Origin of the sequence: Secundilactobacillus kimchicus JCM 15530 (genome assembly GCF_001433995.1) — a bacterium.
In the GTDB taxonomy this organism is placed as follows: domain Bacteria; phylum Bacillota; class Bacilli; order Lactobacillales; family Lactobacillaceae; genus Secundilactobacillus; species Secundilactobacillus kimchicus.
Genome location: NZ_AZCX01000001.1, coordinates 133331 through 158926 on the forward strand (window position 1 = coordinate 133331; position 25596 = coordinate 158926).

The window sequence follows — 25596 nt, forward strand, 5'->3', positions numbered from 1 at the left end:
GGCCTATAATTTTTATTTGTGAGTTTCGGGAAGTTGATTCCCTTGACAGGCAGTGTATTAATTGATAGACTAGTTGAGTTGATAAATGTAAGTAGGAGCGCCCGCTTCTCGCCTTGTGACGTAAGTTGCCTGGCTGATACGTAAATAAACCGACCACGGTTGAGTGGTTGGGGATTTAACGGGTGCTTTAGCGCCCGTTTTTTCTTTGCAACGAGACTTACGTTTAATGTTTTGCTGATACTCACTCGGAGGTGAATGACCATAGCAAACGATATGATTGTTAACGAAGGAATCCGTGCTCGTGAAGTTCGATTGATTGCCGCTGATGGTGAACAATTAGGGATCAAGAGTAAAGCAGATGCCCTCAAGATGGCTGAAGATGCAAACCTTGATTTGGTACTGGTTGCCGCAAAAGCAAAGCCACCAGTTGCTCGAATCATGGATTATGGGAAGTACCGCTTCGAACTTCAAAAGAAGCAGCGTGAAGCCCGTAAGAAGCAAAAGGTCGTCAGCGTCAAGGAAGTTCGCTTAAGTCCGTCAATTGATACCAACGACTTTAACACTAAGTTGAAGAACGCCTTGAAGTTCTTGGCTAAAGGTGAAAAAGTCCGCGTGTCAATCCGCTTTAAGGGTCGGGCCATTACCCATAAGGATATTGGTCGGGAAGTCTTAAACCGGATGGCTGATGCAACAAAGGAAGTTGCAACAGTCGAACAACGGCCAAAAATGGAAGGGCGTAGCATGTTCTTGCAGCTCGCTCCAAAGGCCGACAAATAAGTTAGTATATATTTGAGGAGGATTCATCGTTATGCCAAAACAAAAGACCAACCGCGCTGCTGCCAAGCGTTTCAAAGTGACTGCTAAAGGCGGTATCAAGAGTGCGAATGCTTACACAAGTCACCGTTTCCACGGTAAGACTAAGAAGCAACGTCGTCAATTGCGTGGGACTTCTATGATGAAATCAAACACGATCAAGACAACGTACCGTCAATTATTACAAAAATAATCGCCATTTATTGGCGTCACATTTGGACACGATCGGTATTGTCTGGTCGTTAGTATTAGGAGGAATTCATTATGCCACGAGTTAAAGGTGGAACAGTTACACGCGCACGACACAAGAAAGTTCTTAAGTTAGCCAAGGGTTACCGGGGTTCAAAGCACCGTCTGTTTAAGGTTGCTAAGGGCCAAGTGATGAAGAGTGCTCAATACGCTTACCGTGACCGGAAGGCCAACAAGCGTAACTTCCGTCGTCTTTGGATCGCACGGATCAACGCTGCTGCTCGGATCAACGGTTTGAGCTACAGCAAGATGATGTTTGGCTTGAAGCAAGCAAACGTTGAAGTTAACCGTAAGATGCTTGCTGACTTGGCTGTTAACGATGCTGATGCCTTTAAGGCACTTGCTGAAGAAGCTAAGAAAGCTTTATAAGAAACTGAATTGCGAGACTAAAAATGGCTGGTGAATTTATCGTTCACCAGCCATTTTATTGCATTAATTAAAGTTCAGATCCCGTTATTAGTTAGTTGCTAGCAGGACGATTTTGCCAGGTTTGTGATGCTGCGCCAGTAGCGTATGACTGGCTTTAACGCCGGCCAAAGTCAAAGGGAAAGTTGCCGCAATTGGAACTGTTAATTGACCTTGTTCCATCGCCTGGATGAGAGCCGCAAAAGCGCGCTGCTTTTGTTTGTAAGCAGCGTCGTTAAATGAAATAAACGTTGCCTTGGGGAAGTCATGAACGAGGTCGGTAGCGACTGAGTTGAGGCTGATGACCGTGCCAGTTTCCGTCATCAGAGCCCGAACAACATCTTGATGACGACCACCGGAAACCGCATTAATAATGAGCGGTTGTGGGGCGGGGTTGTTAAGCAGATCGGAGTAGCTGAAACGGTTGATATGCGGTCCTGATACGATGGTTTGAGGATCACTTGCAACAGCTGTAACGGCACTGAAGAGAGGGGCTGCGAGTTGTGTTAATATACTTCCAACGACGCCGGCGGCACCCAGAATCGTGAGTTCATCATGTTGCGTCATTGCAGTTTCGCTTAACAGATCATAAGCGGTGATTCCTGGAGTCGGCAGGGCAGCCGCTTGTTCCAACGAAATTTGACTTGGTAGTTTCGCTATGGCTTTTCGACCGATAGCGACCCGGTCACTGTAGGCGTGTAAGCTTGCTCGACCAACCACGCGATCACCAATGGATAGTTCCGTGGCCTCTGCACCTGCCGCGATGATGGTTCCCACAACGTCTGACCCTGGGACGATAGGGAAAGTTTGCGGTCGATCTGCTTGAGTCTCGCCCTTTCTCATGGCTTGTTCGTAAGGGTTGACCCCAACCGCTTGAGTTTGAACGAGGTATTGAGTGGGCTTGAGTTCTGGATCTGGTCGTGTTAAAGATTCAAAAACCTCTGGTCCCCCGAATTGATTAAAGCCAAAACTTTTCATCAGACTGCCTCCTAATTTATTGGTTATTGTTATTGTAAGCGATATGGACCGATTAGGGGATAAAAACGGCTTCAATAACGTCAACGGATAGTAATATTGCAGAAAATCTCGTATAATAAATTGTCAGAAGCGTGTAAAGGAGAAGTTATGTTAGCCAAGTTTTTGCCAACGTGGATGGTTCAAGCCACCTACGACATTTCGCCAACGAAACTAAAGGAATTAGGAATCAAAGTAGTGTTGACCGATTTGGACAATACGTTGATTGCTTGGAATAATCCGTACGGAACCCAAGAACTCCGGACCTGGATGGCGGCTCTGAAAGCCGCCGGCATCGCGCTTGTTGTGGTCTCAAACAACTCGCAAACCCGGGTTGATCGAGCGGTCTCAAAACTTGAATTGCCCTTTGTCTCAAGGGCATTAAAACCGTTAACGCGTGGCATTAAAAAGGCGATGCATGACTATCAAGTGACTAAAGATGAAGTAGTGATGGTCGGTGACCAGCTACTAACGGATATTTGGGCAGCTAATAATAGCGGTATTGCAAGTATTTTGGTGAAACCGATTTTACCAAGTGATGCTTGGAACACCCGGATTAACCGTTTTTTTGAGAAATTTGTGATGACCGCCTTAGTCAAAAAGTATCCGAAACTGACCTACCGAAAGGACATAAACATTAATGAACGAAACACAAAATGAAGTTTTAGTGAATGATGAACCCCTATTTTGTATTGGCTGTGGGGCTCAGATTCAGACTGCCGATCCCAAAGGACCAGGGTACACACCGCAATCTGCAATACAAAAGGGTCTAGAGAGTGGTGAGCTCTATTGTCAACGGTGTTTCCGATTACGGCACTATAATGAAATTGTGCCGGTCGGATTGACTGATGATGATTTTTTGCGGTTACTGACCCAAATTAAAGATGCCGACGCGTTGATCGTGTATGTGGTTGATATTTTTGATTTCAATGGCTCAATGATTCCGGGTCTGCACCGGTTTGTGGGGGACAACCCGATATTGCTGGTCGGCAACAAAGAAGACCTGTTACCGCGGTCTTTAAAACGGCCGAAGCTACGTGATTGGTTACGTCAACGGGCCAACGAACAGGGTATCCGACCCGTTGATGTGGCCCTCGTTTCAGCAAAAACGAACCACTCCGTTGATCAACTTTTGAACTTGATTGAAAAGTATCGTGAAGACCGCGATGTTTATATCGTTGGGGTGACTAACGTCGGAAAGTCAACGTTGATTAATCAAGTGATTCGCCAAACGACGGGGCAAAAAGATGTGATTACGACGTCTCGCTTCCCGGGGACAACGTTGGATCGTATCGAGATACCATTAGACGATGGTCATTCATTAGTTGACACACCTGGGATCATTCATAATTCGCAAATGGCCCATTTTCTCTCGGGTAAAGATCTCAGAATTGCAACACCACAAAAACAGATTAAGCCAAAGGTCTACCAACTTAATAGCGATCAGACGATTTTCTTGGGTGGCCTGGCGCGATTTGATTACGTGGCTGGCGCAAAGCATGGGTTCACTGTCTATACGGAGAATACGTTACCGTTACACCGGACGAAGTTAAGCAATGCCGATGCTTTCTATGAAAAACATCTTGGCGATTTGTTGACGCCACCTTCAAGTGACGATGTGACGCTGCCTAAGCTGGTTGCCCACGAATTTAAGGTCACGGAAAAAAGCGATTTAGTTTTCGAAGGATTAGGCTGGATTACAGTTCCTGCCGGGGTCACGGTTCGTGGTTACGCCCCTGAAGGTGTCGGTGTTCTCGTTCGAAAAGCCATGATATAAGGAGATATTAATTTGACATTAACAGGAAAACAAAAGCATTATTTACGTTCCCAAGCACATCATTTGCGGCCAATTTTTTCAGTTGGGAAAAACGGGTTGAATGAAACCTGGTTGAACCAACTTGACGGGGCATTACAACACCGTGAGTTGATTAAAATCAATTTACAACAAAGCGCCGACGTTGCGGTAGATGACGTGCAAGCTTTCATTGAAGAGAACACGCCAATTGCGGTCGTTCAAAAAATTGGCCGAGTGCTTGTGTTATACCAGGCTGCTGAGGATGAGAAGTATCAACGATTGTCGATTGAAGTTAACAAGCTCTAGTTGAAAATGGGGAATCAGTTATGGTAAATGTTCTTGAACGAACTGACACGAAAGTCGTCGAGCAGCTGGCGGCCACAGTCGGTAAAAAGCGAATTGGAATTATGGGGGGGACGTTTAATCCGCCACATCTCGGTCATTTGGTGATGGCTGATCAAGTTCTCACGCAGCTCGGACTTGATCGAATTTTGTTCATGCCAGATGCAACACCACCCCATGTGGATCATAAACTGACAATTGCAGCTGAGGATCGGGTCCGGATGGTTGCTGATAGTATCGCGACTAATCGGAACTTTGGGATAGAGCTATCCGAGGTTCAGCGTGGTGGCGTGAGTTATACTTACGACACGATGTTGGCTTTGAAACAGCGTCATCCCGAAATTGATTATTACTTCATTATTGGCGGTGACATGGTGGCTTATTTACCGAAGTGGTATCGAATTGATGAATTGGTGAAACTCGTTCAGTTTGTGGGTGTGAAACGAACAGCGTATCCTGTTCAGACGCCATACCCGGTGATTTGGGTTGATGCCCCCGTTTTGGATATTAGTTCAACAATGATTCGAAATCGGGTTCGACAAGGCCAGTCCATTCGGTATTTGGTGGCAGATCCAGTTGCAGATTTCATAAGGAAACGAGGACTTTATCGTGACTAATACCGTTGTTTATTCGACCCGTTACTTTGACGGGTCACGGGAAGATTTGTTGACTAAGTTGCGTCAACAGCTAAATGATAGCCGGTTTGAGCACGTCAAGCGGGTAGAGCAAACAGCGTTACAATACGCAGATCGTTATGGCGTGGACCGGGAACGAGCATCCATTGCTGGTCTGGTTCATGACTATGCAAAACAACGACCAGATGCTGATTTTTTAAAGGCAATCTCGGACTATAAGCTTGATCCCGATTTGAAGAATTGGGGCAACGCTATCTGGCATGGCGTGGTGGGGGCCGAACTCATTGCAACTGAATTGGGCATTACCGATCAACTCATTTTGGATGCTGTCCGGTTTCACACGACTGGCAATCGGTACATGACGCCTTTAGCCCAGCTGATTTACATGGCAGACTACATTGAGCCAGCCCGGGACTTTGACGGCGTCCAGCAAGCTCGGACGTTGATGACTAATAATCTCCACGCAGCAGTGGCTTTTCAAACCAAGCATACCTTGGCTTATCTGATTGCTGACAACAAACCGGTTTACCCCAAAACAATTGACACTTACAACGCCTGGGTTCCAGGCCAAGACGCAAAGGAGAGTTTAAATGGATAGTAAAAAAATATTAGAAATTGCTGTAAAAGCCGCAGAAAGCAAGCGGGGAGAAGATATTGTTGCGCTTGACATGGAGAAGGTCAGTTTGATTACGGATTACTTTATGATTGTCGATGCTGCTTCCACTCGTCAAGTTCAAGCAATCGCGGACAGTGTAGAAGAGGCAGTTGAGGCGGCTGGAATCGAAATTAAGCGAATTGAAGGGTACAGTGCGGCGCGTTGGGTTCTGATTGATCTAGGTGACGTGATGGTACACGTCTTCCAAAAAGACGATCGGAGCTACTACAACCTTGAAAAACTATGGGTTGAGGCGCCAATGGTGGACGTGAGCGACTGGGTTGAAGCATGATCTATCAGACCTTTGCCAAGTTGTACGATGATTTGTTTGATAGTGATCTCTATGATGACTGGCTCACGTACGCAACCACTGAAATTGAGCAACACAAGCAACCGTTATTAGAACTGGCTTGCGGGGCTGGTCGGTTAGCAGTTATGTTAGCGTCGGCAGGGGTCCCCGTAACCGGTTTTGACCTATCTGAAGAAATGCTGAGCCTAGCTGATCAGCATGCTCAAGAAGCTGGTGTTTCGCTTCCTTTGATTCAGGGGGATATGCGCGATTTGACTGGTCTCTCTCGGTTTCAAACGGTCACCTGTTTTGCAGACTCACTTTGTTATCTAACCGATGAGGCGGCACTGCAAACCGTTTTTGAGCAAGTTTATCAACACTTAAACGACGGTGGCCAATTTTTATTTGATGTGATTTCACCTTATCAAACGGATGAGGTCTATCCTGGTTATATGTATAATTATCAAGATGAGAATCAGGCTTTTTTGTGGGAAAGTAGCTCTGATACGATGCCGCACAGCGTGATTCACGATCTCACTTTTTTTACCTATAACCAGCAAAAAGAGGCGTTTGACCGGGTGGTTGAGACGCATCATGAGCGGACCTATCCAGTTGAGACGTATCTTCTACGTTTAAAACAAAGCGGGTTTGAGGACGTCAGTGTGACCGCCGAATTTGGTACTCAAGTTGTCCAGAAGACAACGACCCGCTGGTTTTTTAGTTGTCGCAAGAGGAGGTAATCCGAGTGCCTAAAGTGCTAGGTATCGTGGCAGAATATAACCCACTTCATAACGGCCACCTATATCAGTTGGCTGAAGCTAAGCGACAAAGTCAGGCAGATTGTGTGATTGTTGTGATGAGCGGTAATTTTATGCAGCGGGGCGAACCCGCCTGGCTGGATAAGTGGCAACGAACTGAGCTAGCACTTTCTGCTGGGATTGATCTTGTGGTAGAGTTACCAGCGAAGTTTGCTGTTCAGCCAGCCCATCTATTTGCCAAAGGGGCCATTCAGATTTTGGCGACGCTGGGTTGTGATGTGGTGGCGTTCGGTGCCGAACATCCGGATCTGGATTTCGATCAATTGGTGGCGAACCAACCGATTCAGGAAAGCGCGCATTTCAAGCAGTTTAATGAAACCTATCCGACCCTCTTTCATGACTACTTGTTGGCCACAACTGGTATCAACCTTGAAGCATCCAACGATATCTTGGCGTTTGCATATGCAGCTGCTAATCAACAATTAAAACGGCCGATGGCGCTCTTGCCCATTCAACGTCGGGGCAGCGATCACCGGGATTCAGAGGTATCTGCCAATCACTCAGTTGCCAGTGGATCGGCGATTAGAAAGCTTCTGGTGAATCGCGATTTTGACCGGATAGCGGCGGTAGTGCCTGAGACCACGTTATCGACTTTAAAAGCCGCACCTGCCGTAACTTGGACGACGTATTGGCCGTTTTTACGATATCAGTTACTCAGCGCTTCCTTAGCGCAGTTAGAGACCGTTTATCAGATGACGGAAGGAATCGAGTATCGACTTCAACGGGCTGCCGAACAAGCGACAGACTTTGCCAATTTTCTTCAATTGGCCAAAACAAAACGCTACACTTACTCGCGGCTCCAACGTTTGGCAACCAGCGTTCTTTGGCAGGTTCACACCGATGAGTTACCAGGCATCTTGGATTATGTTCGCATCCTAGGATTTAACGGGGCCGGTCAACAATTGTTAAACCGGCTGAAGAAAACGGCACCATTACCATTAATTACAAAGGTCACACCAGAATGGGTGGCGGGACCGTACTGGCTTGACTACCGTGTCGGGCGACTACGACAGATGGTAACGGGGGTTGATCAAGACCTTACCCGGCATCCCATTGTAAAGCCATAACTATCAAGGAATTTACCTTGACAAGCCAAAAGGCTGACGGTATACTAATAGAGTTGCATTAGGAGGATGTTCAAGTGGAATTTACGCTATCCGATTTACGCAAAAATAACCGCCATGAACCACAAAAATTTGATACGACCTTGGATTTAAAAAAGACGCTGACCGAACGGGTTCCTGACGAGGTATTGGACTTGTCACCCGTTGTTGTCAGTGGTCTCATCAGTGTTGAATCTAGTGGGGATGCGCTGTTATATGCAAAAGTGAAGGCTACTTTAACGGTACCTTCGACCAGATCACTAGTGCCAGTTACATTGGCCTGTGATTTTGACTTCACCGAGTTTTATGTTGATAGTAAAGCAGCTTTAAACCGATACGACGCCACGGACGTGGTGATTGTTGCGGAAGATGGTGTTATTGATCTTGATACCGCTGTTGCTGACAATTTATTATTGCAGATTCCGATGCAAGTCTTGTCTCCCGAGGAACAAAAGGCTCAAACAATGCCGAAAGGTAAAGGTTGGGAAGTCACCCGCGAAGGTGACGAATCGGCAGACGCTCAATCAGTTGATCCACGTCTTGCTAAGCTAAAGGACTTCTACAAAGACAGTCAATCCTAAGGCGGTTGCAAGGCCCTAAAAACATTTTCACTAGTGGATATATTTTAAGGACAAAGGAGGTGTTGGTTTTGGCTGTACCAGCACGGAAAACTTCAAAGACCAAGAAGCGGATGCGTCGTGGTCACATCAAGTTAAACACACCTAACTTGAGTGCTTGCCCAAACTGTGGTGAATTACGTAAGACACACATGGTTTGCCCAAACTGCGGCTTCTACGATGGCCGTCAAGTTGTTCAAGTGAACAACTAGCACAATAAACACCTTAGAGAACCGCGGTCTCTAGGTGTTTTTTTTTGCCCTCATTTTAAGTGTGGGGGAGACTAAAAAAGCAATCACCGCTGAACGGGATCGCTTTTTTTGGGACTCATATGGATTGCTTACTCTTGGGTAAAGTCGACAACCATTCGGCCGACAATTTTCCCAGCTTTCATTTCGTCAATGATGTCGTTAATTTCACTTAGACGGCGTTTTTGGACGATAGGATGAACGCGACCTTCTGCACCAAATTGGAAAGTTTCAGCCAAGTCTTGACGGGTCCCAACTAGGGAACCTGCAACTTGGATTCCGTCAAGGACGGTTTTAGCGATGTTGAGTGCCATATCACCTTGTGGCAAGGCAACGGCAACTAGCCGGCCATCTGGTCGCAAAGCGTTAACGGATTGGGTAAAGGCATCTTTATTAACCGCTGTGACTTGGGCGTTGTGAACCCCGCCAACCTGTTTTTGAATTTCGTCAGCAACATCTTGAGTGTGACGGTTAATCAAAATGTCGGCCCCATCTTTTTTGGCAGCGGCCAACTTATCATCGTTTCCATCAACGGCAACCACGTGAGCGCCGAAAACGTTTTTAGCATATTGGATGGCTAAGTTTCCTAAGCCCCCGGCACCAACCACTTCGACCCATTGACCGGGCTTGGTTTCACCAACTTTAAGCGCTTTGTACATGGTGACTCCAGCACAGGTCAGAGACGTTGCTTCAACGGGATCCAGACCGTCTGGAACCTTAACCGCGTAATTAGCGTCAACAATGACTTGTTGGGCCATGGCGCCGTCAACGGTAAAACCAGAGTTTTGGACGTTGCGGCAGAAGGTTTCACGACCGGTTAAGCAGTACTCACAGTGGCCGCAGCCCTTGTAGAACCAGGCGATTGACACACGGTCACCAATTTTTAGGTTATCAACACCTTCGCCAAGCTTCGATACAATCCCGACGCCTTCGTGGCCGATAATGCGGCCAGGAACTTTGCCAAAATCACCGGCGGCAACGTGCAAGTCCGTGTGGCATAACCCACAGTATTCAACATCTACTAACGCTTCACCATAGTTTAAGGACCGAAGGGTGACATCCTTCACGTCAACGTAGCCATCTACTGGATCACGTACAACTGCTGCTTTCATTTGATAGACCTCTTTCTGTTTAATTCGTATTGTTTTTCACAAGGTCTATTTAACCACATTGTGAATTAATTTTCAAGCCGTTCTGGTTTGTTTTCGAGGTTTCTTTCGGGATTTTTAAATATTTCGAAAACGGCTGAGTGTTTTCATCCCCAATCTGAACAGTGAGTGGGTTTAATTTGCTAGGATTATGAGAAAATCGGTGGCAGCATCTCGCCAAAAAGAATCGAGTATAGTATGATAAAAGAGTGTGATAATGAATAAAAAGTAATAATGAAGCCAGCGTTTTTAGCGCTGGCTTAACGAAATCTGATATTAGGGGAGTTCATTGATAATGAGTCGTATTTTAATTATTGAAGATGAAGAAAACTTGGCCCGATTTGTGGACCTAGAATTGAAACATGAAGGCTATGAAACCGAGGTTCAATACGACGGTCGTAAGGGACTGGACGCAGCATTAAAACAAGATTTTGATGTAATTTTACTTGATTTGATGTTGCCTGAACTGAATGGGATTGACGTTGCTCGCCGGATTCGGGAAATTAAGAGTACGCCAATCATCATGATGACGGCGCGCGACTCTGTTATTGACCGGGTCTCCGGATTTGATCATGGGGCTGACGACTACATCGTTAAGCCGTTTGCTATTGAAGAACTGTTGGCTCGGGTTCGGGCGTTGTTACGTCGGATTCACATCGAAAGCGAGCAAAAAGATTTCAAACAAACGACGGTCACGTATAAGGACTTGACCATTGAAAAGGAAAATCGGGTAGTCCGTCGTGGTGACGAAGTGATCAACCTGACTAAACGGGAGTACGAATTGCTGTTAACCTTGATGGAAAACGTTAACGTTGTTTTGGCCCGGGATGTCTTGTTAAACAAGGTCTGGGGTTATGAATCCGAAGTTGAAACGAACGTGGTCGACGTTTATGTGCGTTACCTCAGAAACAAAATTGACCGGTCTGGCGACGATAAGAGCTATATTCAAACCGTCCGTGGGACTGGGTATGTGATGCGTGATTAATCATGACCCAAACTAGTTCTGAAAATAACCAGCCGATTCGAAAACACCGCCGGTTATCCATCAAGTGGAAATGGGCGCTAGGGACGGCCTTAGGCGTGTTTATTCTCTTTTTGGCCTTTTCAGGGTTACTCTACCGCGGCTTTTCTGGGGTTTTGTATAACCAGGAAAGAAATCACGTGAGCAGCACTTTGGATACGGTGTTGAGCCGGGTCGACAACTTGCAGGGCCACTTTAATAAGGCAACGGTTAGTTCGGCCTTACAGCCATCTTTGACCCAACCCAGTGGGTCAGTGAGCGCTGAGTCCAAGCTGTATCAGAATTCTCTGATTACGGATTTGTCCCGTGATAGTACGACCGTTGTTGTGTATGATGCTAATCGAAAACAGGTCTTTAGTTCTCGAGATACTCAAATAACAGCACCTGAATTTTCTAGCAAACGAACGATTACGGCAAAAAGTCAGGGGGCCTTTGATGGTCTCGTCGGATTTAGCCCGATTTATTCGGTGGATCGTCATAAGTTGCTTGGTTATGTTCAAGTCACAAACGCAATGGGTGAGTATAAAAATGCTCGCAGTAAACTTATCGCGATTCTAACGGTGTTAATCATTTCCGCGGTCTTTGTTGCAGCCCTCTTTGGTTACATTTTATCAGCGTATCTATTACGACCCGTCGTGGCGTTGAATGACACAATTCGGGCGGTCCAATCAGATCCTCAATCGGAAGAGCGCGTTCCGGTGACGAAGCGTGATGATGAGCTGGCCGATTTAGGGAATCTGTTTAACGACATGTTAGATCAGATGCAACGTTATATTGATCAGCAGCAGCAATTTGTCGAGGATGTTTCCCATGAATTGCGGACGCCAGTGGCGGTTATTCAAGGTCACATTGAAATGTTGCAACGGTGGGGGAAGGATGATCCGACCGTTTTGAATGAATCGCTGTCAGCTGCGATGCAAGAAACTAAGCGGATGCAGAGCTTGGTCGCTGAAATGCTCGATTTAACTCGGGCCGAACAGATTGAAATTACCCTCAATAACGAAACGACGGATGTGAAGGAAGTGGTTAACCAAGTTTTTAACGACTTCAAGATGATTCATCCGGACTTTACGTTTATCTTAGACGATGACGTGTCGAAGCCTGCCTATGCTCAGATTTACCGTAATCACCTCGAACAAGTCCTGATTATTCTGTTGGATAATGCTGTGAAGTATTCGGTTAAGCGCAAGGAGATTCATATGTCGTTAGCCGAAGGTGCTAGTACCGTCGAAATCGCGGTTCAAGATTTCGGTGAGGGGTTATCTGAGGAAAACGTTAAACGAGTCTTTAACCGGTTTTACCGGGTTGATAAAGCGCGTAGTCGAAATAAGGGTGGAAACGGGCTTGGTCTGTCAATTGCGCAGCGCCTGATAGAGGCTTATCATGGCAAGATTAGTATTGAAAGTGCCCTGGGGTACGGTTCGGTGTTCCAAATTGTATTGCCACTCTTATCTGAACAGGAAAGGCAACAGTTGGATTCAGCCAAAGCAGCAACGGCTAAACCGAAGACGCCAGCGATGCTGCCAACAAATCTAGGTGCTAATCAGAAGGCTGACGACGCTGATTCAACGCCAAGCGCACCCGGGGTGTACCGAGCGGGTTCACCAACTGAACATGATCATGAGTCATAGCCGTTGATCATTTTTAAACGATAACTTAAAGAAGCGATGGATTCCCAGGTATTCTGGTTAGCCATCGCTTTTTTGATTGAAAAAACGAAAACACCCTGCTACCAATTTCAGCAGGATGTTTGTGATTGATGATTCAATTAATCGTGGTGGTGCCGTTGCTTGCCGGCGTTTCGTTGACGATTGTTACGCGGAGCCGGTTGTGTTGTTGCGCTTGATCCGTTTGATTGAGTAGGCGTGACTGCTGGCTCAGGGATGTCAACATCAACGATCTTAGGCGGATTCTTTTTCATTTCGGCTTCAATTTGGCGCCGAATCCGTGGCCGAGCCATGTTCACTAAGAGCGTTTGTAAGCAGGCAAACAGGCCACCAATAAAGAAGTAAAGGCCGAGCCCAGCCGGTGCTGATAAGGTGATGAATAGGATGAATGCGGGGCTGATCACCATAGTCATGCGCATTGTTTTTCGCTGCTCAGCCGGCATACCAATCATTGAGAGGTAACCTTGAAGAAAGTATGACAGAAATGACAAGATTGCGAGAACAATGGACGGCTTACCAAGGTTGATACCGAAAAAGACACTGGATGATAGTTCAGGTGAATATTGGATGGCTGCATAGAGTGCAGCGAAAATTGGCATTTGAATCAGAAGTGGCAAACAACCGATTCCGCCTGTCATACTGATGCCGTTGTCACGGTACAATTGCATCATTTGTTGGCTAGCGGCCGCCTGTTCTTCAGGTGTCTTAGCGTTTTTTTGCCGTTCTTGCAACTTGGTCATGTGGGGCCGAATCGCGTTCATTTTCTCCATTTGCACAGTGGATTTTCGCATTTGGCTCATCATAACGGGCAGTAGCACTAACCGGACAATGATTGTCACGGCGATAATGGCCCAGCCATATGAGTGCCCTAACAAGTTAGCGGCCCACTCCATGACGTGTTGGCCAGGAACAGCTAAGTAATCATAAACTAAGCCAAAGGGCTTACCGCTCTTTGTTCGTTGGACACACCCACTTAAGAACAGCGTGAGGACACCCAACAGTAGAGCGAGTTGAATCGGTTTTTTATTCTTCATTTGATTTGGCTCAATTCCTTCCAGGGATTAAATTACACAACAGGATAAATCTTACTGTATTAAGGAAAGTTTTTCAATTACTTATAAAAAATTGTCGAAAAGATTCGGGTGCTTGGCTGGTCACTGTGACGCTGTCAATTCGTGCAAACGGGCTTGGACTATGCTTGATGGCTGATAAAAAAATAGCCATGTCAGGATCAGCACCTTCTGCTCGGATGATGACTGCCCCAGACTGATCATTTCGAACCCAGCCGGTAATGTTGTTTTGGTCAGCGAGTCGTTTTGTTGACCAACGAAATCCCACGCCCTGGACGAGACCTGTCACTGTGATTAAACTTGATTTCATATCTTACCCTCCCAAATCGTGCTAAACTGTATAAGGACATTATAAACTACAAGAAGAGGGTTCACATGCGAGAAAAAATTACCTCAACGCAAAATGCGCGAGTAAAACGTTGGCAACATTTAACAACGAAAAAGGGGCACCAAAAATATCAGGCTTATCTGATTGAGGGATGGCATACCGTTGGTGACGCTATCCAAGCGGGGCGACCGTTGACAGCTATTATTGGGACGCACGAGCAACTCACAAATCATGGGGCTGTGTTACCAGATTCAGTTGATCAATTTGAAGTGAGTGCCGACATCGTCAAAAAATTATCTGATACCGTGACGCCACAAGGAATATTTGCCGTCGTGACCATTTCGGAAACCGCGACGGTAACGCCTGAAAAGGCAACGGGTGGCTGGTTGCTGTTAGACCACGTTGCCGATCCAGGTAACATTGGGACGATGGTCAGAACGGCGGACGCGGCTGGGTTTAGTGGCGTCGTCTTTGGCCACGGGACGTCTAGTCAATATAATCCTAAGGTTATCCGGGCGATGCAGGGGAGCCAATTTCACATCAGCTTAGTGGCGGGTGACTTAGGTGATTGGATCGCCCGGTTTAAGGAGCGCGAATTAGCCGTTTATGGCTCCGCACTGAATCCGGCGGCCAAGGATTACCGAACCGTGTCACCGACGACGACCTTCGCGATCATTATGGGCAATGAAGGCCAAGGCATGACAGCTGACTTGTTGGCTGAGACGACAGCAAACCTCTATATTCCCATAAAGGGGCAGGCAGAATCGTTGAATGTTGGGGTTGCGGCTGGAGTTTTAATGTTTCAGTTAAATTCCCACTTGCTCGATTAATAATGTTTCTAAATACTTGTTTTTTTCCGCTATCTTTTGTATAGTGAAGCCAATTAAACTTACTTATTGTAAAGGAAGCGTTCTATGAAGACCACTGAATGGCGTCAAGATTCTGAATATGTCGCGTTAGTTAGCGACTTATTGGCTATGCCAGAAGTTCAAAAACTGGCTGATTACACGCAACATCATCATTCGAATCGATTAGATCACTCGATATCAGTATCTTACAACAGTTATTTAATTGCGAAAAAGCATGGTTTAAATACCCGCGCGACTGCCAGAGCCGGGCTACTACACGACTTGTTTTATTACGACTGGCGAACGACCAAGTTCAATCTGGGGTCACACGCCTTTATTCATCCCCGAGTTGCCCTCCGAAACGCTGAAAAGTTGACGGAACTGACACCGATGGAAAAAGATATCATCTTAAAACACATGTGGGGTGCGACATCTGCCTTACCGAAGTATCGCGAAAGCTTCATTGTCAGCCTAGTTGATGATTACGAAGCGATTAACGAGTTTTTCGGTCCGGCACAGTTAAAGTTCAGGCGCTGGCGTCGGATCAGCTTGAAGCAACGGATTTTAAACCAGCTCGAAAAGTAAATTTTGGAGGCGGAAAGTATGGTAGAAGTCGCTAATGGAACTGCAGTTTCAACCGAAGACTTTGAACTCTGTCCTAAATTTGAAAAGACGTTTTCGATTTTGGGTAAGAAGTGGAACGGTTTAATTATCGATGTGTTGTTGAACTTGGGACCGCAACGGTTTAAAGATATTGCAAGCAAGGTGACCAAGTGTTCCGACCGGGTGTTGGTTGAACGGCTAAAGGAACTTGAGATGGAAGGCATCGTGATTCGTAAGACGTATGCTGATTCGGCTTTGATTGAGTATGCGCTGACGGCGAAGGGCCGCGATTTATCAAGTGTGATGCAAACGGTTCATACTTGGGCTGAAAATTGGTATGATACAGAATCAAAAGCGAGTGTTGACCAATGTCACCAACCGCTGTAAACTAATTAAGGTAAATAAATGGAACATTAAATGCGTTGACGAGAGATTAGTATTGCGTGAAGGGTCACAGAGAGAAGGCCGATTGTCTGAGAGGCCTTCGATAATTGACGTAAGAATTCACTCTCTGAGCAGGGATTGGGCGTTAGTAATAACAAAAAATCTTCCGGTTAATTAGCCGTTATTCAATTACCAAGTGACACTTTACGAGTGTAACTAGGGTGGTACCGCGTTGACTTCGTCCCTTTTTTTAGGGGCGGAGTTTTTTTATTTGATTTAAGGAGGAAATAACATGAGTTTACGCGACCAACTTGAAGAAATTCGAGACAACCATTTAAAAGCGATTGAGGAGCTCAGCGACTTGAAAAGTCTTGAGGACTTGCGGGTCAAACTCTTAGGTAAAAAGGGGCCGATCACTCAGGCCCTACGAGGCATGAAGGACCTTTCTGCAGAGGAACGACCAGCTTTTGGGCAGTTTGCTAACCAAGTTCGTGACCAACTGCAGTCTAAGTTGGAAAACCGGCGCGACCAGCTTAAACAAGCAGCTTTGAACCGGCAATTAGTTCAGGAAAAAATTGACGTGACGTTACCTGGAACGCCAGTGGCTCAAGGGCAACCGCACGTGATTCAACAAATTATTGACCAACTTGAGGACCTCTTTATCGGTTTGGGTTACCAAATTTTAACCGGGCCCGAAGTTGAAGAGGACCGTTACAATTTTGAAATGATGAACTTACCAAAGGATCACCCAGCCCGTGATATGCAAGATACGTTCTACATCACAAATGAAATTTTGATGCGGACACAAACCTCGCCAATGCAGGCACGGGCAATGGAGACTCACGATTTCAGTCAGGGACCGCTAAAAATGATCTCGCCAGGCGTTGTTTACCGCCGGGATACAGACGATCCCACGCACTCTCACCAATTCCATCAGGTGGAGGGATTGGTCATTGACAAGCACATCACGATGGCTGATCTAAAAGGTACCTTACAACTAGTGGCTCATGAATTGTTCGGTGATCGATTTGACGTTCGGTTACGACCGAGCTATTTCCCATTCACGGAACCATCTGTTGAAGCCGACATTACCTGTTTTAACTGTGGTGGCAAAGGTTGTGCTGTTTGCAAGTATACTGGCTGGATTGAAGTTCTAGGTGCTGGGATGGTTCATCCCAACGTCCTAAAAATGGCCGGTGTTGACCCAGAAGTTTATGGCGGGTTCGCCTTTGGAATGGGCCCTGACCGGTTTGCAATGTTAAAATACGGAGTCGATGACATCCGGAATTTCTACCTCAATGACGAGCGTTTCTTAACTCAATTTTCTAAGAAAGGATAATCGCAAACCATGAAAATTTCTTACAACTGGCTCAAAGAATATATGACCATCAATATTTCAGCAAAGGATCTTGCTGAAAAAATCGAACGTGGTGCCGTGGAAGTTGATACTGTCACGAAACCAAGCGATGGTTTAAAGAAAATCGTCGTGGGGAAAATTATCTCGATGACACCGCACCCTGACTCTGACCATTTACAGGTTTGCCAAGTCGACATTGGCGAAGAGGAATTATCTCAGATCGTATGCGGGGCCCCAAACGTGGAAGTTGGCAAAAAAGTCATCGTGGCATTACCTGGCTCGCGAATCGGCGATAACGTTAAAATTAAGCGGTCTAAAATGCGCGGTGTCCTCTCTAACGGTATGATTTGTGCCTTAGATGAGATTGGATTCCCGAAAGACGTTGTGCCTAAGGAGTGGGCCGATGGCATTTACTTCCTTGAAGATGACGCTGAGATTGGGGAACCGGTATTTGGCTATCTCGGGATGGATGATGATCTCATTGACGTCGATGTGACACCTAACCGTGGCGATATGTTGAGTGTGTATGGGACAGCTTATGATGTTGCGGCCCTTTTGGACGTTCCGCTGACACTCACTCACCCAAATCTTCAAGAAGTTGCTACGCTGGCGAGCGATGCGTTAATCGCAAAAGCTGATCAAGCGGTGGCGCCAATCTATAAGATGCGGTTAGTTAAAAACGTCAAAATTGCACCTAGCCCAACCTGGTTACAAATTAAGTTATGGAATGCGGGAATTAGACCCATTAACAATGTGGTGGACGCCACAAACTACATCTTACTCAAGTATGGTCAACCGCTTCACGCTTTTGACTTTGATAAGATCAGTGGTAATACGATTGAAGCCCGAATGGCGCAACCAGGAGAACAGTTGACGACATTAGATGAAGAAGCTCGGGATTTGGATCAAAACGACATTGTCATTGCGGATGCTAATGGACCAATCGCTTTGGCTGGTGTAATGGGTGGTTTAAACTCCGAAATTTCAGATGCAACCACGACGGTCGCTATTGAATCTGCCGTATTTGACGCCACCACCATCCGCAAAACAGCTCAACGCCATAATTTGCATACTAGTGCCGCCCAGCATTTTGAACGTGGTGTCAACCGTGGCGGAGTTGAAGAAGCCGCTGATGCCGCTGCTCAATTAATGGCAGAGCTAGCGTCTGGTGAAGTTCAACAAGGTATTGTCACCGCTACAGATCAAGCAGTTGAACCTGTTAAGGTTAGTGTCACGCTTGCTCGAATCAATCACGTTTTAGGCACGACGTTGTCAACGCCGACCGTAACGGATATTTTTAACCGGCTTGGATTTGGGGTTACGGTTGAAAACGATACTTTTATGGTAACGGTTCCGGCTCGACGTTGGGATATTCATATTGAAGCTGATTTATTAGAAGAAGTCGCCCGAATTTATGGTTACGACGAAATTCCAGCGACCTTACCAGGCGGTCCAGCGACTCCGGGCGCCTTGACTGAAAAGCAAAAGCTTATTCGCTCTTCACGGTCAATCATGGAAGCGGCCGGTTTAAACCAGGCGATTTCGTACTCTCTCACCACAGAGGGAAAAGCTGGTCAGTTCATGATGAAAGAAAGTCATAAGACTGATCTTAGCTGGCCAATGACCCTCGACCATGCCACCCTACGGATGAACTTGATTAGCGGTTTGTTAGATGATGTCGCTTACAACAACGCGCGGCGTGTGCAAGACGTTGCGCTCTATGAACAAGGTCGCGTTTTCTACCGGGAAGAGGAGCAAGTTCGACCAAGCGAAGAAGACCATATTGCAGGCGCAATCAGTGGTCGTCTCGTCCCAACTAACTGGCAGGATGCCAAAGGCCAACCCGTTGATTTTTATGAACTTAAAGGAATCGTTGATGTTTTCTTGAAGAACTTGGCGGTTGCCGGTGATGTTCGTTATGAAGCTACAGACCGATACCCGGAACTTCATCCTGGTCGAACAGCTGACATTTTTGTTCATGATCACTACATTGGGTTCATTGGCCAAGTGCATCCATCAACGGCTGCCGCGTATAAGATCAATCCAACTTACGTCTTTGAACTGAACTTGGAAGCATTGATTGAAATGCCAAAGGACGTGAACCAATACGTTCCAATTTCTAAGTTCCCAGCTGTTTCACGCGATATTGCAATGTTGGTTGATGATCAAGTAACGAACGAAGAAGTGGTGGCCACAATCAAAAAGCGGGGCGGTGCCTATCTCAAAAACGTTGCCCTATTCGACGTTTACGAAGGTGCCCACGTTCCAGAAGGTAAGCGTTCGCTTGCTTATACGCTGACCTATCAAAATCCGGAAACAACGCTGACAGATGATGAAGTCAATCAAGCTTTTGAGAAGGTTGAAAAACAGTTGAAAGAGCAACTCAACGCCGAAATCCGGTAAATGCCGAAGCGTTCACAAGCTGTGGACGCTTTTTGGCTGTTAACATTTCCTTGAATTTCTGGGTTTCCTACTGCAAATCCCGGTTTTTTTCGGTATAATGTAGCAGATTATAATCAAATGGAACGGGGGAAACACTTTTGGATAACGGGAACGAACCAACGTCTCGGCAAACAAACGCACCAAAGAAACCTTCAACGGGTCGAAAAATTATTATTGGTGTCGTGAGCGTCCTGGTTTTATTGGTAGTGGCGATTGGCATTGCCTTTTACCAGTACTTTCAGTCGGCGCTAAAACCATTGAACCCGAATAGCAACGAGGTGGTTCAAGTTGATATTCCAATGGGCGCGTCAAATAAAAAAATCGGCTCAATTTTACAAGACGATAAAATCGTCAAGAGCGGGATGGTCTTCAACTATTACGTGAAGTCACATAACTTTTCTGATTTTAGAGCGGGTTATTACCAACTCAAACCGTCAATGACGCTCAACCAAATTGCGAAGGAACTGCAAAAGGGTGGTTCTAGTGAACCAATTCAAAGCCAACGCGGTAAAGTGCTCATTCAGGAAGGGGCTACCGTGGAAAATGTGGCAGATACAATCTCGTCACAAACTGATTTTAGTCGCAGTGAATTCATTAACTTAATGAAAAACCAAAGTTATATGAAACAACTTGCGGCAAAGTATCCGAAATTACTGAAGTCAACGATGGCCGGCAAAGACGTTCGTTATCGTTTGGAAGGCTACTTGTATCCTGCAACCTATACAGTCAGCAAGAACATGTCATTAAAACGACTTGTTGACTCAATGGTCGCTCAGACAAACGTTGAGCTGGCGCCATATTTCAAGACTATTAGTAAAAAACACATGACGATTCAGCAGGTTTTGACCCTTTCCTCGTTGGTTGAACGTGAAGGTGTCAGCACCAAGGACCGGCGTAAGATAGCAGGCGTATTCTTAAACCGAATTGCGGCGAACATGCCACTTCAGTCTGATATTTCTGTTTTATACGCAATCAATAAGCATAAAAAGAATTTGTCGATGAAAGACTTGCAAAGCAATTCGCCTTACAACCTTTACAAAAATGCTGGATATGGTCCCGGGCCATTTAACAATCCTAGCTTAGATTCAATTAAGGCGGTTTTAAATCCGTCAGAACGCAGTGAGGGTTACCTTTACTTTGTTGCCAATACGAAAACGGGTAAGATTTATTACTCTAAAACGTTAGACGAACACAATCAAAAAGCCGGCAACCTACAATCGGTTAATGGTGACTGAAAGGACTAGGAAAATCTTGAACCAATCAAACCCTGTTATTATTGGTGTCACCGGAGGCTCTGGAAGCGGGAAAACCTCGGTTAGCCGAGCGATTTATAACCAGTTATCTAATGAATCAATCATGATCATGCAACAAGATGCGTACTACAATGACCAGTCGTCAATGACGATGGCCGAACGCCGGGCAGTCAACTATGATCACCCACTTGCTTTTGATACGGACCTCTTGATTGAGCAGCTCAAAACGTTGCGCCAGATGAAACCGATTGAAATGCCCGTATACGATTACACGATTTCAACTCGAAGTCAGGAAACGAAGCATCAAGAACCACGCGATGTGATTATCTTGGAGGGCATTTTGATTCTCGATGATCCTCGGTTACGTGATCTGATGGATATCAAAGTGTTCGTTGACACAGATGACGACATTCGAATTATCCGCCGCATCCAGCGAGATATTAAGGAACGAAATCGTGATTTAGACTGGATCATTGAACAGTACTTGGCGACTGTTAAGCCAACCTATCATCAATTTGTTGAACCTACCAAACGCTATGCCGACTTAATTGTGCCTGAAGGTGGTCAAAACCAGGTTGCCATTGACGTTTTGACAACCAAAATTCGATCAATTTTAACGGGAAAAAAGAACCGTCGTCACCAAGTTGAGACAAAATAAACGGTTTTGAGGTTGCAAGAATATGATGACAATGTTATCGTAAGCGACAGTGTTTAAAAATCAGATTTTTAGAATAAGTAAGAGGTGTCTATTTTGGCTGAAGAAAAAACTTTTCCGATGACTGCTGAAGGTAAAACAAAACTGGAAGCAGAACTTGAGGATTTAAAGTTAAATAAGCGTCCTCAAGTGGTTGAACGCATTCAAATCGCGCGAAGCTACGGGGATTTATCTGAAAATTCAGAATACGAGTCTGCAAAAGATGAACAAAGTATGCTGGAGAGTCGGATTAAAACCATTGAACACATGATTCAATACGCAGAAGTGATTGATTCTGGACAAACTGACAAGGACGAAGTGACTGTCGGTAAAAAGGTGACTTTTAAAGAGTTACCTGATGAAGAACCAGAAGAGTACACCATTGTCGGGTCAGCGGAAGCTGACCCAATGTCTGGAAAGATTTCCAACGACTCACCGATTGCCCAAGCTTTGCTTGGACACCGGGTCAATGACGAGGTTGTGATTCAAATTCCAGCTGGTGAAATGACCGTTAAAATTTTAACGGTCGAGCCTGTCTAATTCACAAATGACGTCAATAATGAGATGAAAACGCCGTGGTCGTAAGACTAACGGCGTTTTTTATTTAGTGAGAATTCCTTGCATTTAAGTGGTCGAAGATGTTATAAATAAAGGGTAATGAAAACGCATTCAAAAAAACAAGGGAGATCGTGTCATGAAAATTACGGTATCAGATCGAGCAAGCAAATGGTTCCACGAAGACATGGGGCTGGATGATGGCCGTGGTGTTCGGTTCTACGGAAAAGTATATGGGAAAACCCCCGTGCACGATGGTTTTTCACTCGCTTTAACTCCTGATGATCACCCGGAACGGGTTTATGCCGAAACCGAGAAAGACGGTATTACGTACTGGATTCCGGAATCAGACAAATGGTTCTTTGTGGGGTACGACTTGGGGATTGACTATGATCCAACGATTGACGGTCCCAAATATGATTGGATTCAAAACGATGAGTTATAAAAAAACAGTTACCCAGACCAGTTTAAATGGTTTAAGGTAACTGTTTTTGATTTTAGTTCTGGCGACGCTGCAGGTATCGGAAGCCGACGAATAATCCAATACCTGTGAGGCACAGAATTGTGATGATCAGACCTGGCAATAGGAGCGGCGGCCAGTACGTCAGCGAAACGGTGTGGTGCCCCTTGGATAACTTGAGCGCAACAAAGGTTTCTGCAGCTTTGTTGACCGGAACTCGATGACCATCAACCGTTGCCTGCCAACCGGTACTGTAGGGAATCGTCGTCATTAGAACGGCGCCGTTTGTCGGTGCCGTAATCGTACCGGTCAGGCTACTTTGCGAATGGTGCTGGATATTTAATGGATGAGCCTGAAGACGCTTTAAGGATTGTTCGAACTGAGGATTATTAAACTGATAAAGGGTAAAGTTTTGGAGCCAGAGTGAGCTTTTTTTCAAGTTGACTGTCAATTTGACTCGTTTTCCCTTTTGGTGATTGGCCAAGTTGACGATAATGGTGTTGCGATAGGTTGGATACTGGCCCAACGGTTTGTCATTTAGAGTAAAACTGGCTTTAGTGTTTGAAATTGTCCCGCCTAAGGTGAGATAAAATGAATTGTTCGTCTTAGGGGTGAAGTAAAAAGTGACCGACCCTGGTTTCATAATGTTGGTCTTTTGTAAAATCGCGCCAGTCAGCTTCGTTTGTTGATTGACGTTATTGAATACAACTCGATCAAAGTTTTCAGCTGTGAACAACTGCCGATCAGCTTTACGACCAGTTAAACTCGCCCAAAGATTTGCCTGATACTGCGTCGGATCAGCACTGAAAAGGGGCCCTTTTAAACTATCAGAATCCGCAATAAAGCCCATCGGCAGAGCATTTTGGTTTTCATATGTCGTGATTGCACCGTCGTGCTTAATGGGCATGTAGCTCGCCAAATCGGGCCGCGTTGAGACGGTGAGAAGAGGGGTTTGATTTAGCTTGTTGGGGTTTTTAGTCCCCGCGGTTGATGCCTGTTGATTAATGAAATATTTGTCGTTAAGCAGGGCATCCGATAAAACGGTACCGTTCGTGTAAGCAACGAAACCATCGCCATCCGGTGAGCCGATATTTCCCATAAATGTGACCATTGATTTTTCAAGGGTCGATGAGAAGACCGAACCACCGTTATACTGGCCGGATAGTGGATCGTTTTTCGTGCGCATGAAAGTCGGTGTTAGCCGGTATAGTCCCTTATCCCGACGAGTAACAGCATCCGTCTGGGTAGTGAGGATCTTTTGATACGTTTGATATTCTGGATTAGAGACGTAACTAATATGATTTAAACTAACAATTGCGTTGCAGCTCAATTCGACAACTGCGAACAGGAAAAAGGCGAGTTGGAAAATCTGGTGATCGTGCCGTGGCAAAGCTAGCAGACACAAAGCAGCAACAAAAAAGAGGATGCCGTAGATAAACTGTTGGTCATCTAAGAAGTCAAAGGCTTTGAGTGACAATCCGATGTAAACAAAGACAGCGCTAGCGACAATGGTGATCACTAAGATCTGTCGCAAGTTCAAAGTTAAATCCGGCTGTAAGGTATCCGCTGCCAGCCAGATGAGCCAGAAACAAACGACGAATGAAAATCGGTAAGGATACCAAATTGGGTATTGGAGTCCGTGCCAAATTAAATTAAGCGGATCAAAGCAAAGTGATAGGCCTAGGAAAAAGGTGACCAAGAGTGTTGCTAGCCATTGCCGTCGTGGCCGCCGTTTAAATAAAAGGGCGGTTAACACGCCAATCAGAACGAGACTGCCGACAAAAATATTAGGGAGGCCTTTTGGCATTTGGTTAAAATTAAAACTTCCTAAAAAGAATTTAGCCAGCATTTTGAGCGGGAAATAGTCAAATTTAAACGACCAATGAGTGACGGTGTACGTGGCCTTGCTAGACTGCAAAGCCGCCCATGTTGGTAGTAAGGTAACGGCTGCTAGACCACCCGCAAGCAGTGAACTGCCTAGAAAGCGGATGGTCTGGCGGACGAGCGTCTGGCGGTCAGTCCATCTGCGGGTGATCTCCCAGATAAAAAACAAGCTCACAAAGATGGCCATCATGTAAGCCATGTAATAGTTAATCACTAACGCGGCCGTCAGCCAGCCGACATACCCGCGGATTTTGCCAGTATCAATCAGGCGCAGTAGGCCAAGAATGATTAAAGGAAGCAAGATGACGGCATCAAGCCAGATTAAGTTTAACTGATTGGCAATCATCCAGCCCATCAAGGCGTAGCTGGTAGAAAAACCAAGTGTGGCCCAGCCTGTTTGGCGACCAGTTTTGAACAGAAGCCAGGTGAATGAAAGGCCTGCCGCTCCGTACTTTAAGACGGTGATTAAAAAAATACCACTGGTTAAATTGTGGTCGGGAAAAAAGAGCAGTAACAGGTTAAACGGACTCAGTAAGTAGTAGGTCCAAGTACTGACCATTTCGCCACCCAAGGCTTTTTGGAAAGTGTAAAAAATGCCACTTGGATCGTGTAGCAGGCTATGGCGGAAATAAGCAAAAAAATCGACGTACTGTTGACCAAGGTCAACCGTTAATAAGCTACTACTACCAAAGGGCGCCATATGGCGCGAGATAAAATACATGGTCATCACGAGCGTCGGAACTACGAAACTAAGGCCCAGTATTAGCTGTTGCCGCTGCTGCGTGGATAGATGAAAATGGAATCGCAAAGGGAAACCTCCTGTCAATTGAGACGCGATTTTATTGAATTCAACTATTCAGCATAGCATAAATGAGGGGGGCTATCCCGTAAACCTTTTT

The 25596-nt window shown here is 45.8% G+C and carries 29 protein-coding genes and 2 other annotated features; of the genes, 24 read left to right on the top strand and 5 right to left on the bottom strand.

Annotation, left to right across the window (positions count from 1 at the left end; translation table 11 throughout):
* Positions 1–83: 83 nt before the first annotated feature.
* Positions 84–212, top strand: a sequence feature (ribosomal protein L20 leader region).
* A 43-nt stretch (positions 213–255) separates the two neighbouring features.
* The 3 genes from infC (at position 256) to rplT (ending at position 1431) form a co-directional block, all read left to right on the top strand.
* Positions 256–777, top strand: a complete 522-nt coding sequence (gene infC / locus FC96_RS00695) for a translation initiation factor IF-3 (RefSeq protein WP_082593122.1) — start codon at positions 256–258, stop codon at positions 775–777.
* Between the two features lie 31 nt (positions 778–808).
* On the top strand, positions 809–1006 hold the full coding sequence (rpmI, locus tag FC96_RS00700; RefSeq protein WP_054660442.1) for a 50S ribosomal protein L35: 198 nt from the start codon (positions 809–811) through the stop codon (positions 1004–1006).
* Between the two features lie 71 nt (positions 1007–1077).
* Entirely contained in the window at positions 1078–1431 is a 354-nt protein-coding gene (rplT, locus tag FC96_RS00705) for a 50S ribosomal protein L20 (protein WP_054660444.1), read from the top strand.
* A gap of 87 nt (positions 1432–1518) precedes the next feature.
* Here rplT and FC96_RS00710 read toward each other — a convergent pair whose 3' ends face one another.
* On the bottom strand, positions 1519–2445 hold the full coding sequence (locus FC96_RS00710; RefSeq protein ID WP_054660446.1) for an NADP-dependent oxidoreductase: 927 nt from the start codon (positions 2443–2445) through the stop codon (positions 1519–1521).
* A 147-nt stretch (positions 2446–2592) separates the two neighbouring features.
* Here FC96_RS00710 and FC96_RS00715 point away from each other — a divergent pair, with 147 nt between their 5' ends.
* The 10 genes from FC96_RS00715 to rpmF all read left to right on the top strand — a co-directional run bounded on the left by FC96_RS00715 (position 2593) and on the right by rpmF (position 8947).
* The gene (locus FC96_RS00715; RefSeq protein WP_056941639.1) at positions 2593–3141 is read left to right on the top strand and encodes a YqeG family HAD IIIA-type phosphatase; all 549 of its coding nucleotides are present in this window, start codon (positions 2593–2595) and stop codon (positions 3139–3141) included.
* Positions 3122–4258 (top strand): ribosome biogenesis GTPase YqeH, encoded by a 1137-nt coding sequence (gene yqeH, locus FC96_RS00720; RefSeq protein ID WP_056941640.1) that lies wholly within the window; start codon positions 3122–3124, stop codon positions 4256–4258. The genes FC96_RS00715 and yqeH overlap by 20 nt, the downstream gene beginning before the upstream one ends.
* A gap of 12 nt (positions 4259–4270) precedes the next feature.
* Positions 4271–4582, top strand: a complete 312-nt coding sequence (gene yhbY, locus FC96_RS00725) for a ribosome assembly RNA-binding protein YhbY (RefSeq protein ID WP_056941641.1) — start codon at positions 4271–4273, stop codon at positions 4580–4582.
* Between the two features lie 20 nt (positions 4583–4602).
* The gene (locus FC96_RS00730) at positions 4603–5235 is read left to right on the top strand and encodes a nicotinate-nucleotide adenylyltransferase (RefSeq protein WP_056941642.1); all 633 of its coding nucleotides are present in this window, start codon (positions 4603–4605) and stop codon (positions 5233–5235) included.
* Entirely contained in the window at positions 5228–5851 is a 624-nt protein-coding gene (gene yqeK / locus FC96_RS00735; protein WP_056941643.1) for a bis(5'-nucleosyl)-tetraphosphatase (symmetrical) YqeK, read from the top strand. Before FC96_RS00730 ends, yqeK begins: the two co-directional genes overlap by 8 nt.
* Complete coding sequence (gene rsfS / locus FC96_RS00740) at positions 5844–6200, top strand: ribosome silencing factor (RefSeq protein WP_056941644.1); 357 nt, start codon at positions 5844–5846, stop codon at positions 6198–6200. Before yqeK ends, rsfS begins: the two co-directional genes overlap by 8 nt.
* Positions 6197–6937, top strand: coding sequence for a class I SAM-dependent DNA methyltransferase (locus FC96_RS00745; protein ID WP_056941645.1), 741 nt, complete (start codon positions 6197–6199; stop codon positions 6935–6937). Before rsfS ends, FC96_RS00745 begins: the two co-directional genes overlap by 4 nt.
* A 5-nt stretch (positions 6938–6942) precedes the next feature.
* Entirely contained in the window at positions 6943–8082 is a 1140-nt protein-coding gene (locus FC96_RS00750) for a nucleotidyltransferase (RefSeq protein ID WP_054660450.1), read from the top strand.
* A 74-nt stretch (positions 8083–8156) separates the two neighbouring features.
* Entirely contained in the window at positions 8157–8699 is a 543-nt protein-coding gene (locus FC96_RS00755; RefSeq protein WP_056941646.1) for a DUF177 domain-containing protein, read from the top strand.
* Positions 8700–8767: 68 nt separating this feature from the next.
* Positions 8768–8947 (top strand): 50S ribosomal protein L32, encoded by a 180-nt coding sequence (gene rpmF / locus FC96_RS00760; RefSeq protein WP_054660452.1) that lies wholly within the window; start codon positions 8768–8770, stop codon positions 8945–8947.
* A 128-nt stretch (positions 8948–9075) separates the two neighbouring features.
* On the opposite strand, the gene adhP is transcribed toward rpmF, so the two are convergent.
* Positions 9076–10095 carry an alcohol dehydrogenase AdhP gene (gene adhP, locus FC96_RS00765; protein ID WP_056941647.1) on the bottom strand — a complete coding sequence of 340 codons (1020 nt, stop codon included), beginning with the start codon at positions 10093–10095 and terminating at the stop codon, positions 9076–9078.
* 331 nt (positions 10096–10426) lie between these two features.
* Here adhP and FC96_RS00770 point away from each other — a divergent pair, with 331 nt between their 5' ends.
* Positions 10427–11116 (top strand): response regulator transcription factor, encoded by a 690-nt coding sequence (locus tag FC96_RS00770; RefSeq protein WP_054660454.1) that lies wholly within the window; start codon positions 10427–10429, stop codon positions 11114–11116.
* Positions 11117–11118: 2 nt separating this feature from the next.
* Positions 11119–12783: a HAMP domain-containing sensor histidine kinase gene (locus FC96_RS00775; RefSeq protein WP_082593125.1), complete on the top strand. Its 1665-nt coding sequence runs from the start codon at positions 11119–11121 to the stop codon at positions 12781–12783.
* Positions 12784–12920: 137 nt separating this feature from the next.
* Here FC96_RS00775 and yidC read toward each other — a convergent pair whose 3' ends face one another.
* On the bottom strand, positions 12921–13853 hold the full coding sequence (yidC, locus tag FC96_RS00780; RefSeq protein ID WP_056941648.1) for a membrane protein insertase YidC: 933 nt from the start codon (positions 13851–13853) through the stop codon (positions 12921–12923).
* A 73-nt stretch (positions 13854–13926) separates the two neighbouring features.
* Entirely contained in the window at positions 13927–14199 is a 273-nt protein-coding gene (locus FC96_RS00785; protein WP_056941649.1) for an acylphosphatase, read from the bottom strand.
* A 65-nt stretch (positions 14200–14264) separates the two neighbouring features.
* Between FC96_RS00785 and FC96_RS00790 the strand changes: the two genes are divergently transcribed.
* The 9 genes from FC96_RS00790 (at position 14265) to FC96_RS00830 (ending at position 22798) form a co-directional block, all read left to right on the top strand.
* Entirely contained in the window at positions 14265–15047 is a 783-nt protein-coding gene (locus tag FC96_RS00790; protein WP_056941650.1) for a TrmH family RNA methyltransferase, read from the top strand.
* A gap of 84 nt (positions 15048–15131) precedes the next feature.
* Positions 15132–15650, top strand: coding sequence for an HD domain-containing protein (locus FC96_RS00795; protein ID WP_054660458.1), 519 nt, complete (start codon positions 15132–15134; stop codon positions 15648–15650).
* A gap of 18 nt (positions 15651–15668) precedes the next feature.
* On the top strand, positions 15669–16055 hold the full coding sequence (locus tag FC96_RS00800) for a winged helix-turn-helix transcriptional regulator (RefSeq protein WP_054660460.1): 387 nt from the start codon (positions 15669–15671) through the stop codon (positions 16053–16055).
* Positions 16056–16081: 26 nt separating this feature from the next.
* Positions 16082–16301 (top strand) — a binding site (T-box leader).
* Between the two features lie 43 nt (positions 16302–16344).
* The gene (pheS, locus tag FC96_RS00805) at positions 16345–17391 is read left to right on the top strand and encodes a phenylalanine--tRNA ligase subunit alpha (RefSeq protein WP_054660462.1); all 1047 of its coding nucleotides are present in this window, start codon (positions 16345–16347) and stop codon (positions 17389–17391) included.
* A 9-nt stretch (positions 17392–17400) separates the two neighbouring features.
* The gene (pheT, locus tag FC96_RS00810) at positions 17401–19812 is read left to right on the top strand and encodes a phenylalanine--tRNA ligase subunit beta (RefSeq protein ID WP_056941651.1); all 2412 of its coding nucleotides are present in this window, start codon (positions 17401–17403) and stop codon (positions 19810–19812) included.
* A gap of 137 nt (positions 19813–19949) precedes the next feature.
* Positions 19950–21086: an endolytic transglycosylase MltG gene (gene mltG, locus FC96_RS00815; RefSeq protein ID WP_056941652.1), complete on the top strand. Its 1137-nt coding sequence runs from the start codon at positions 19950–19952 to the stop codon at positions 21084–21086.
* Complete coding sequence (gene udk, locus FC96_RS00820; protein ID WP_056941653.1) at positions 21076–21762, top strand: uridine kinase; 687 nt, start codon at positions 21076–21078, stop codon at positions 21760–21762. Before mltG ends, udk begins: the two co-directional genes overlap by 11 nt.
* A 93-nt stretch (positions 21763–21855) precedes the next feature.
* Positions 21856–22338: a transcription elongation factor GreA gene (gene greA / locus FC96_RS00825; protein WP_056941654.1), complete on the top strand. Its 483-nt coding sequence runs from the start codon at positions 21856–21858 to the stop codon at positions 22336–22338.
* 154 nt (positions 22339–22492) lie between these two features.
* Complete coding sequence (locus FC96_RS00830; protein WP_056941655.1) at positions 22493–22798, top strand: HesB/YadR/YfhF family protein; 306 nt, start codon at positions 22493–22495, stop codon at positions 22796–22798.
* Between the two features lie 52 nt (positions 22799–22850).
* Here the strand turns inward: FC96_RS00830 and FC96_RS00835 are convergent, their stop codons facing one another.
* Complete coding sequence (locus FC96_RS00835) at positions 22851–25505, bottom strand: YfhO family protein (RefSeq protein WP_056941656.1); 2655 nt, start codon at positions 25503–25505, stop codon at positions 22851–22853.
* Between the last annotated feature and the right edge of the window lie 91 nt (positions 25506–25596).

Coding starts and splice junctions, on each gene's coding strand:
- FC96_RS00745 (WP_056941645.1), top strand. CDS start 6,197: ATGATCTATCAGACCTTTGCCAAGTTGTACGATGATTTGTTTGATAGT.
- udk (WP_056941653.1), top strand. CDS start 21,076: ATGGTGACTGAAAGGACTAGGAAAATCTTGAACCAATCAAACCCTGTT.
- FC96_RS00715 (WP_056941639.1), top strand. CDS start 2,593: ATGTTAGCCAAGTTTTTGCCAACGTGGATGGTTCAAGCCACCTACGAC.
- FC96_RS00730 (WP_056941642.1), top strand. CDS start 4,603: ATGGTAAATGTTCTTGAACGAACTGACACGAAAGTCGTCGAGCAGCTG.
- pheS (WP_054660462.1), top strand. CDS start 16,345: ATGAGTTTACGCGACCAACTTGAAGAAATTCGAGACAACCATTTAAAA.
- infC (WP_082593122.1), top strand. CDS start 256: ATGACCATAGCAAACGATATGATTGTTAACGAAGGAATCCGTGCTCGT.
- FC96_RS00830 (WP_056941655.1), top strand. CDS start 22,493: ATGAAAATTACGGTATCAGATCGAGCAAGCAAATGGTTCCACGAAGAC.
- FC96_RS00770 (WP_054660454.1), top strand. CDS start 10,427: ATGAGTCGTATTTTAATTATTGAAGATGAAGAAAACTTGGCCCGATTT.
- FC96_RS00785 (WP_056941649.1), bottom strand. CDS start 14,199: ATGAAATCAAGTTTAATCACAGTGACAGGTCTCGTCCAGGGCGTGGGA.
- rplT (WP_054660444.1), top strand. CDS start 1,078: ATGCCACGAGTTAAAGGTGGAACAGTTACACGCGCACGACACAAGAAA.
- rsfS (WP_056941644.1), top strand. CDS start 5,844: ATGGATAGTAAAAAAATATTAGAAATTGCTGTAAAAGCCGCAGAAAGC.
- yqeH (WP_056941640.1), top strand. CDS start 3,122: ATGAACGAAACACAAAATGAAGTTTTAGTGAATGATGAACCCCTATTT.
- FC96_RS00795 (WP_054660458.1), top strand. CDS start 15,132: ATGAAGACCACTGAATGGCGTCAAGATTCTGAATATGTCGCGTTAGTT.
- yidC (WP_056941648.1), bottom strand. CDS start 13,853: ATGAAGAATAAAAAACCGATTCAACTCGCTCTACTGTTGGGTGTCCTC.
- rpmI (WP_054660442.1), top strand. CDS start 809: ATGCCAAAACAAAAGACCAACCGCGCTGCTGCCAAGCGTTTCAAAGTG.
- FC96_RS00775 (WP_082593125.1), top strand. CDS start 11,119: ATGACCCAAACTAGTTCTGAAAATAACCAGCCGATTCGAAAACACCGC.
- FC96_RS00800 (WP_054660460.1), top strand. CDS start 15,669: ATGGTAGAAGTCGCTAATGGAACTGCAGTTTCAACCGAAGACTTTGAA.
- FC96_RS00710 (WP_054660446.1), bottom strand. CDS start 2,445: ATGAAAAGTTTTGGCTTTAATCAATTCGGGGGACCAGAGGTTTTTGAA.
- pheT (WP_056941651.1), top strand. CDS start 17,401: ATGAAAATTTCTTACAACTGGCTCAAAGAATATATGACCATCAATATT.
- FC96_RS00790 (WP_056941650.1), top strand. CDS start 14,265: ATGCGAGAAAAAATTACCTCAACGCAAAATGCGCGAGTAAAACGTTGG.
- adhP (WP_056941647.1), bottom strand. CDS start 10,095: ATGAAAGCAGCAGTTGTACGTGATCCAGTAGATGGCTACGTTGACGTG.